At 63.1% G+C, this 8,345-nt stretch carries 8 protein-coding genes; 6 read left to right on the top strand and 2 right to left on the bottom strand.

The window, feature by feature from the left end; translation table 11 throughout:
- The 6 genes from ABE456_RS27765 to ABE456_RS27740 all read left to right on the top strand — a co-directional run.
- Positions 1-253 (top strand): thiamine pyrophosphate-dependent enzyme (locus ABE456_RS27765; RefSeq protein WP_262982783.1); only part of this gene is annotated, 253 nt, incomplete at its 5' end.
- A gap of 136 nt (positions 254-389) precedes the next feature.
- A complete protein-coding gene (locus ABE456_RS27760) occupies positions 390-941 on the top strand; it encodes a UPF0149 family protein (RefSeq protein WP_346646783.1) in 552 nt (183 codons plus the stop codon).
- 173 nt (positions 942-1,114) lie between these two features.
- On the top strand, positions 1,115-1,744 hold the full coding sequence (locus ABE456_RS27755) for a glutathione S-transferase (protein WP_346646782.1): 630 nt from the start codon (positions 1,115-1,117) through the stop codon (positions 1,742-1,744).
- A gap of 27 nt (positions 1,745-1,771) precedes the next feature.
- Positions 1,772-3,808: a pyridoxamine 5'-phosphate oxidase family protein gene (locus ABE456_RS27750; RefSeq protein ID WP_346646781.1), complete on the top strand. Its 2,037-nt coding sequence runs from the start codon at positions 1,772-1,774 to the stop codon at positions 3,806-3,808.
- An 85-nt stretch (positions 3,809-3,893) separates the two neighbouring features.
- Positions 3,894-4,790 carry a LysR family transcriptional regulator gene (locus ABE456_RS27745; RefSeq protein WP_346646780.1) on the top strand — a complete coding sequence of 299 codons (897 nt, stop codon included), beginning with the start codon at positions 3,894-3,896 and terminating at the stop codon, positions 4,788-4,790.
- A gap of 157 nt (positions 4,791-4,947) precedes the next feature.
- A complete protein-coding gene (locus ABE456_RS27740) occupies positions 4,948-6,243 on the top strand; it encodes an MFS transporter (RefSeq protein ID WP_346646779.1) in 1,296 nt (431 codons plus the stop codon).
- A 151-nt stretch (positions 6,244-6,394) separates the two neighbouring features.
- On the opposite strand, the gene ABE456_RS27735 is transcribed toward ABE456_RS27740, so the two are convergent.
- Entirely contained in the window at positions 6,395-7,264 is an 870-nt protein-coding gene (locus tag ABE456_RS27735; RefSeq protein ID WP_346646778.1) for an aldose 1-epimerase, read from the bottom strand.
- A 21-nt stretch (positions 7,265-7,285) separates the two neighbouring features.
- Positions 7,286-8,209, bottom strand: coding sequence for a DMT family transporter (locus ABE456_RS27730; protein ID WP_346646777.1), 924 nt, complete (start codon positions 8,207-8,209; stop codon positions 7,286-7,288).
- Between the last annotated feature and the right edge of the window lie 136 nt (positions 8,210-8,345).

Here is an 8,345-nt window from a genome sequence, read left to right as displayed (position 1 = left end):
CATGATCCGCTGGAAGCAGGCCAACATGGGCTTCACCGATTTCGGCCTGGACTACGGCAACCCGGACTTCGTCAAGTACGCCGAAGCCTACGGTGCCAATGGCCACCGCGTGGAAAGCGCCGAAGGCCTGCTGCCGCTGCTGGAGCACTGCATCAAGACCCCAGGCGTGCACGTGATCGACTGCCCGGTCGATTACAGCGAGAACGACCGCATCCTCAACAGCGAACTGCGTGAGCGTGCGCTGGCGGTGTAAGCCCTGAGAGGCGCCACCCGCAAAGGCTGGCGCCGCTCCTACAACACCGATCACCCCCTGATCCCTTGTTGCCGCAGCCCTTGCTGGCCTGCATATGCTACGGTGCACACACTTTTGCCTCCCAGGATCCAACCACATGCTCCCCCCACTCAGCGAAAAAGAACTCGACCGCCTCGAAGACCTGCTGATCACCTACGGCAATGACTACTCGGTGCTCAACCTGGCCGAGCTCAACGGCTTTTTCACTGCACTGGCCAGCTCGCCCGCCACCGTAACCCCGGAGCATTGGTTGCCCGCAGTGGCCGGTGGCAAGGTGCCGAAGTTCAAGAAGCCGGCACATGAAGAAGCCTATGTGGCGTTGATGCTGCGCTATTCCAGCCAGGTGGCAGAAGAGCTGGGCGACAACGTCGACCAGTTTGAGCCGCTGTTCGAGGAAAGCGAAGGCGAGCAGGGCACTGTGATCGTCATGGAGGAGTGGTGCTTCGGCTACATGCGCGGTACCCAGATCGCCGGTTGGGGCGAGTTGCCGGCGGAGCAGGACCAACTCCTCAAGGCCATTTCCCTGCATGGGCTGGAAGATAACTTCGAGCTGCTGGACCAGATGAGCGATGAAGATATCCAGGCCTGCGTGCCTCAGGTGGTCGAGGCTGCGCGCGGGTTGTTCCGGTATTTCAACAAGCTGCACTAATCAGGTATTTGTATTGGCTAGCGCCGACCTGTAGGGGGCGTGCGCATATTTTGGAAACCATTATTCCGCCCCGCGAAATTATGGTTTCCCCGCCATACGGATTCTGCTGCCAGCCCAACCAGTGCAGCATGTGCTCCATCAGCCCACCCCGGTGCTGACCAGGAGCCAAGCCCATGTCGAACCCGATCAAGCTCTACAACTTCCCCAAGTCTGGCCATGCCCACCGCATCGAGCTGATGCTCTCGCTGCTGAACCTGCCCACCGAGCTGGTGTTTGTCGACCTGGCAAAAGGCGCGCACAAGCAACCTGACTTCCTTGCCCTCAACCCGTTCGGCCAGGTCCCGGTCATCGACGACAACGGCACGGTGGTTGCCGATTCCAACGCCATCCTCGTCTACCTGGCGAAAAAGTACGATAACGGCACCTGGCTGCCTGAAGAACCCGCTGCCGCCGCCCGTGTGCAACGCTGGCTCTCGGTGGCGGCCGGCCCGCTGGCATTTGGCCCCGCCGCCGCGCGCCTGGTCACGGTGTTTGGGGCTTCGTTCAACACCGACGAAGTGATTACCCGCGCCCACACCCTGCTCAAAGTGATCGACGCTGAACTGGCCAAGACGCCATTCCTGGCAGGCAGCACACCTACCATCGCCGACATCGCCAACTACTCGTACATCGCCCACGCACCAGAGGGCAACGTGTCGCTGGAGCCCTACGCCAATGTGCGCAGCTGGCTGGCACGGGTCGAGGCGCTGCCGGGCTTCGTGCCCATGCCACGCACCGTGATCGGGCTGCAGACCAGCGCCTGACACCCCGCCATCGCGAGGAACGCCGCCATGCAACAGCCCCCGGACCACCGCCACTCGCCCTGGCATGCGGGTGAGAAAACCCTGCAGGAAAAAGCCGGTGTAGCAGAGCGCATGGAGGCGTTCGGGCAGAAGGTCATTCGTGACTACATGCCCGACCAGCACCGCATTTTCTATCAGCAACTGCCGTTCATGGTCGCTGCCAGCGTGGACGCCCAGGGCCGGCCCTGGGCAACGCTGCTGGAAGGGCCGGAAGGGTTTGTCAGTTCGCCGGACCCGCGCCAATTGATGATCGACACAACGTTGCCTGCAGACGACCCCGCCACCCCGGGGTTGGCAGCCGGGCAGGCGGTTGGCCTGCTGGGTATCGAACTGCATACGCGCCGGCGCAATCGCCTCAATGGGCAGATTCGCCAGGCTGCAGAAGGGCAACTGCAGGTGATCGTGGAGCAGTCGTTCGGCAACTGTCCGCAGTACATCCAGCTGCGTGAATACACCCACGTCGAAGAGCCCGCCCAGGGCCGCGTCGACGCGACTTCACTGGATGGCAAAGCCATCAGCATGATCCAGGCAGCCGATACCTTCTTCGTTGCCAGCTATGTCGAGCACGAAGAGGGCCTGCGCTCGGTGGATGTTTCCCACCGTGGCGGCCGGCCTGGGTTCGTCAAGGTCGAGGGCAACCGCCTGACTATTCCCGACTATGCCGGCAACCTGCACTTCAACACCCTGGGCAACCTGTTGCTGAACCCGCGAGCAGGCTTGCTGTTCATCGACTTCAGCAACGGCAACGTGCTGCAGCTATACGGGCATGCCGAGTTGCAGCTGGACAGCCCGACTATCCAGGCCTTTGAGGGCGCCGAGCGGCTATGGACGCTGGATGTCGAGCAGGTGGTGTGGCGCCCGGCTGCGGTATCCCTGCGCTGGGCCTTCAAGGAATTCGCACCGACCAGCCTCATGACCGGCACCTGGGCCGAGGCCGAAATGCGCCTGCGCCAGCGCCAGCAACAGCGCCAATGGCAGGCCTGGCGAGTGTTACGGGTGGAGCAGGAGAGCCGCGATATCCGCTCGTTCTACCTTGAGCCCCCCGTCGACAGTGCCGTGGCCTTTGCGCCAGGGCAACATGTTCCGGTGCAAGTCCAGCCCGACGGTGAGGCTGCACTGATCCGCACCTACAGCCTGTCCAGCGCGCCGTCTGATGGCTACCTGCGCATCAGCATCAAAAGCCAGGGCACGGCATCGCGATACCTGCATGAGCGCGTCGTGGCAGGCGATGTGCTGAACGTGCGTCCCCCCATGGGCAGCTTCACCCTGGATCAACAGAGCACGCGGCCGCTGGTGCTGATCGGCGCGGGCGTTGGTATTACGCCGTTGCTGGCCATGCTGCGCGAGCAGGTAGGCATGGGGCAGGCAAGGCGCATTCATCTGTTCCATGGCGCGCGCAGTCTGGCCGACTTGCCGTTCCGCAACGAGTTGGCCAGTTTGCAGCAACAAGCCGCTGGCATGCTGCGCGTGTACCGTGCCCTTAGCCAGCCGGAGAGCCATGCGCTGGCTGGGCAAGATTATGACTTTGCCGGCCGGCTGGGCATCGAGCAGGTAAAGGCGACGCTGGCGCTGGACGACTACGATTTCTACCTGTGTGGGCCCGGCAGCTTTACTCAGGAGCTGTATGAAGGGTTACGCGCAGTGCATGTGCCGGATGCGCGGATCCACGCTGAAGCCTTTGGCCCGTCGACGCTGCGGCGGCACACCGACGATGACCAGCCCACCCTGCAACAGCCGCCCGCTGCCAACGAGCCGGTGCCGGTGTATTTTGCGGCATCGGCTAAAGAGGCACGTTGGGCGCCCGGTAGCGGCACGCTGCTGGAACTGGCCGAGGCGCGTGGGCTGACGCCGGAGTTCAGTTGCCGGGGTGGGTCGTGTGGTACTTGCAAGACCCGGCTGGTCAGTGGCCAGGTGCATTACCCGAACCCGCCAGCAGAGCTGCCGGAGGCGGGGGCGGTGCTGATCTGCTGTGCCGTGCCAGCGAGAGTGGACGAGGGAGGGCAGGCGTTGGTGCTGGATGCCTGATTCACATGTACCTTGCGCGGTCCAGGTAACAAATATTGCCCAGATAAAAGATAATCCCGGCACCTCATAGCCCCCAGGAGCCCGCATGGACCAGATCCACCTGATGAAGGTGTTCGTCGCCGTAGGCGAACTGGAAAGCTTTGCCGCCGCCGCCCGCCGCCTGGACATCTCCCCGGCCGCCGTCACCCGTGCCGTCAGCGCCCTGGAGGAGCAGCTTGGGGTCAAGTTGCTGCTACGCACCACCCGCAGCGTGCGCCTGACTGAAGCAGGCGGCCGTTACCTGGAAGACACCCGGTATATCCTCGCCAGCATCCACGAAGCCAACGAAGCGGCCGCCGGCATCAACGCCACCCCCAAGGGCGATTTGGCGGTTACCGCGCCGATCCTGTTCGGCAAGAAGTTCGTCATGCCCTGTATCGTCCGCTACCTGCAGCAGTACCCGGAAGTCGATGTTTCCGCCTACTTTCTTGACCGGGTGGTGAACATGGTCGAGGAGGGCATGGACGTGGCCGTGCGTATCGGCCCGTTGCCCGATTCCGGGTTGAAGGCGCTGCGGGTGGGTAGGGTGCGGCGCATGTTGTGTGCCTCTCCCGACTACCTGGCGCGCCATGGCGTGCCGAAGCACCCATCGGACCTGGCGGAGCATGCGGTAATCGGTACTACCAACCTGTCGCCACGGGCCGGCTGGCGCTTTGGGGTGACCGATGAGCCGACCCTGGTGCGTATGAAGCCACGGCTGACAGTGACCAGCAATGATGGGGCGATCGCCGCAGCCAGTGGCGGGCTGGGGATTGCCCGCCTGCTTTCGTACCAGGTAGCGGATGAGCTGGCCAGTGGGCAGTTGCAGGTGATCCTGGCCGAATATGAAGAGGCACCCTGGCCGATTCATGTGCTGCACCGGGAAAGCAAGTATGGCTCGGCCAAAGTCCGGGCCTTCATCGACATGCTGGCGCAGATGCTGCGCGCCCAACAGCTGAACTGAGATCGTACAACGAAGATAAAAACATCGCAAAATAATAAATGTTGTACGACGACCTATGACGTGGCACTCTTTCGTCTGAAACAATTTGTCGCAAATAGACCCTGCCGGCATTTGCGCCAATCACCCGCAACTCTAAAAACAAAAATTCAGGTGAACCATGAAGATGAAAGGCATCCGCTGGTGGATGGTCAGCCTTGTCACGGCTGGGCTGGTCGTCAACTACCTCGCCCGCAACACGCTCTCGGTGGCCGCCCCCACCCTGATGACCGACCTTTCCATCAGTACCGAGCAATACGCCAAGATCGTCGCCGCCTGGCAGATCTGTTACGCCCTCATGCAGCCCGTCGCTGGCTGGTTTATCGACTTCATCGGCACCAAGCTGGGCTTTGCCGTGTTCGCCATGGCCTGGTCGCTGGCCTGTGCTGGCGCGGCCCTGGCCAGCGGTTGGCAGAGCATGGCGTTCATGCGCGGGCTGTTGGGTATGACCGAGGCCGCTGGCCTGCCGGCCGGGGTCAAGGCCACCACCGAGTGGTTCCCGGCCAAGGAGCGTTCGGTGGCGATTGGCTGGTTCAACATTGGCTCGTCGCTTGGCGCCTTGCTGGCGCCGCCGCTGGTGGTGTGGGCGATCCTGCACAGCGGTTGGCAGCTGGCGTTTGTGATTGTTGGTATTTCCGGCATCGTCTGGACCCTGCTGTGGATGCTGCTGTACAAGCACCCGCGTGACCAGAAGCGCCTGAGTGAGGAAGAACGCGACTACATCCTTGCCGGGCAGGAAGCGCACTTCAAACAGCAGACCCGTGAGAAGGGCGCGTGGAAGCGCATTTTCAAGACCCGCAACTTCTACGCCATCGCTTCGGCGCGGATCCTTTCAGAGCCGGCCTGGCAAACCTTCAATGCCTGGATCCCGCTGTACCTGATGACCGAGCGGCACATGAACATCAAGGAAGTGGCGATGTTCGCCTGGCTGCCGTTCCTGGCTGCCGACATCGGCTGCGTGCTGGGTGGGTACCTAAGCCCGCTGTTCCACCGCTACTTCAAGGTGTCGCTGTTCACCTCGCGCAAGATGGTGCTGGTGTTTGGCGCCAGTTGCATGATCGGCCCGGCCTGCATCGGCCTGGTGGAAAGCCCGTACACGGCGATCCTGCTGCTGTGCATTGGCGGGTTTGCCCACCAGACGTTGTCGGGGGCGCTGTACTCGATTACTTCGGACTCGTTCAGCAAGGACCAGGTGGCGACCGCGACCGGCATGGGTGGCATGTGCGGGTACCTGGGGGCAGCGGCGTTTACCCTGGTGTTCGGGGTGCTGGTGACGCAGATCGGTTATAGCCCGCTGTTCGTGGTGCTGGCGGCGTTCGATATCGTGGCGGCGGTGCTGGTGTGGAAGGTGGCGCGCGAGGTGCGGGGTGATGTTTCTGAAAAGCCAGTGGCGGGGACTACCGAAGTATTGGCATAAGGCCTGAGATCCTGGGGCCGCTATGCGGCCCTTTCGCGACACAAGGCCGCTCCCACAGAGGATCGCGTAACTTTCATGGCATGCGATCTCCTGTGGGAGCGGCCTTGCGTCGCGAAAGGGCTGCAAAGCAGCCCCAATTCAGGCAACACAACTACAATGCTCGATACTGCATCCTGAACCCAAGGTTCATCACTTCCCCCCGCTGCAACAGCCTCAATCCCGGGCGCCCCGGCAAGTGATGTGCATTGATCGGGTGGCTAACCGGCTCAAAGCAGAAAAAACCTTGCCCCAGCGGGCAGAACAGCAAGAAGTGCTCGGCCCCGCTGGCGCTGCACGCCAACTGGTACCCGGCGCCCGGCTGTTCGATCACAAATTCCCCCGGCCAGCCACTGAAGGCATGATCAACCACCGTCTCCGGCAGGCTGGCCAACGTTTCAAAACGCCACTGTTCGGGCACCTCAGCCTGGTACGACGGCAATCGCCCATCCTCGGCCAGCCACACCTTGTGCGCCGGCGCATACAACTTGGTATCGGGAAACCGCGGAAAGTAAGGATGCAGCCCCAACCCATACCAGGTAGCCGGCTCATCGAGGTGCGTCACATGCAGTTCCAGGTTCAGGCAGCCCTCATGCAGGTGCACATCCAGCGTGGCCTGGTAGGCAAACGGCACGGCACTGTCCAGCGTCAAGCGTGCGCGTCGTTCACTGTGATGCTCAACCTGCCAGGCCTGCTGCCAGGCGCTGCCATGAATCGGGTAGGGATCGTGCCCGGTATTCGGTGCCAGTGCCTGCCACCCCTCGGGCCGGGCAAAGCCACCCTCGGCAATGCGATTGGACCAAGGCGCCAGCGGGTAGCAGGCCAGGCGCCGCGGTGTGCCGCTGGCCAAGGCATTGGCATCGGAATGGCGCAGCAGCGCCTGCCCGGTCGCCGTCACCTCCCAGTTGACCAAACTGGCGCCCAGCTCCGGGGCCAGGCTCAGGTGGGTCAGGCGGTCGTGCAGGTGCAGTTCGGTCACAGCCATTCAAGGCTCCTTAAAAAAGAGTCAGCTGGGCCGCCGGTAAGTGAGCAGCACGATGCCGCACACCACCACGGCGCCGCCGAGTAATTGCAGGGTGCCCAGCTGCTGGCCGAGCAAGGCCCAGCCCAGCAGCAAGGTGGCGATAGGTTCAACGTTCATCACCGGCGCGTTCTGCGCCATGTTCAGGCGCGGTACGCAGACGAACAGCAAGGTGAAGGCCAGGCCATACAGCACCACCAGGCTGGCCAGGGCAGCCCAGCCACTGCTGCTGCCCGGCAGCGACAAGCCGGACGGCATCACGCCACTTGCGCCTGCAACCAGCATGCTGGAGAACACGATCAGCAAAGTCAGCAGGCTGCGTACCGGGCCGCGCACAGTGGCCAGCTTGTGGTCGGTGATCCACAAGGCACAGGCAAAGGCGCAGGCGGCACCGAAGGCCAGGCTGACGCCCAGCGCCCAGTGCGGGTTGGCCGCGCCGTTGTCGGCCAGCCGGGCCGGCACATCCAGTGCCAGCACCAGGCCGCACAGGATCAGGCCCATGAACAGCAGTGTGCGGCCGCTGGGGCGTGCACCGCCCAGTGCCCAGGTGAGCAGCGCCAGCAGCATCGGGAAGGTGTTGCCCACCAGCAATGCCAGGGCCACTGGAATGCGCGCAACTGCCGAGTACAGGCAAAGGCTCTGGGTTGCGATCAGCAGGCCAAGCAACAACTGCCAGCGACGGGTGCCGGTGGGCAGGCCCAAGGCCTGGCGTTGCCATAGCAGCAGGCTGGCCAGCACCAGCAAGGTGATACCCGAGCGGCAGAGGATGGCCAGCAGCACGCCGGTGCCGTCATCGAAGGCGATGCGTGCGGCGATGTGGTTGCCGGCGAATGAGCAGGCCAGTAATGCCAGCAGGGCGATGGCCAGTTTGCGTGGGAACAGTGGGACAGCAGAGGAGGGGACAGCCATGTGCAGGATCCGTTTGCAGATAGATTTTCCAGCAGTATCGCGGTCGTTGTAGGAGCGGCCTTGTGTCGCGATCGGGCCGCAAAGCGGCCCCCAGGATTTCGGCGTTGCTGCTGATAGTGCTGGGGCCGCTTTGCGG

Origin of the sequence: Pseudomonas sp. TWI929, assembly GCF_039673335.1 — a bacterium.
Classification (GTDB): Bacteria; Pseudomonadota; Gammaproteobacteria; order Pseudomonadales; family Pseudomonadaceae; genus Aquipseudomonas.
The sequence above is the reverse complement of the archived record's forward strand: the minus strand, read 5'-3'. Positions and strand labels throughout refer to the sequence as shown.

Bases quoted from the DNA above. Each gene is read 5' to 3' on its own strand.
- ABE456_RS27760 (WP_346646783.1), top strand. From the start codon at position 390: ATGCTCCCCCCACTCAGCGAAAAAGAACTCGACCGCCTCGAAGACCTG.
- ABE456_RS27755 (WP_346646782.1), top strand. From the start codon at position 1,115: ATGTCGAACCCGATCAAGCTCTACAACTTCCCCAAGTCTGGCCATGCC.
- ABE456_RS27750 (WP_346646781.1), top strand. From the start codon at position 1,772: ATGCAACAGCCCCCGGACCACCGCCACTCGCCCTGGCATGCGGGTGAG.
- ABE456_RS27745 (WP_346646780.1), top strand. From the start codon at position 3,894: ATGGACCAGATCCACCTGATGAAGGTGTTCGTCGCCGTAGGCGAACTG.
- ABE456_RS27740 (WP_346646779.1), top strand. From the start codon at position 4,948: ATGAAGATGAAAGGCATCCGCTGGTGGATGGTCAGCCTTGTCACGGCT.
- ABE456_RS27735 (WP_346646778.1), bottom strand. From the start codon at position 7,264: ATGGCTGTGACCGAACTGCACCTGCACGACCGCCTGACCCACCTGAGC.
- ABE456_RS27730 (WP_346646777.1), bottom strand. From the start codon at position 8,209: ATGGCTGTCCCCTCCTCTGCTGTCCCACTGTTCCCACGCAAACTGGCC.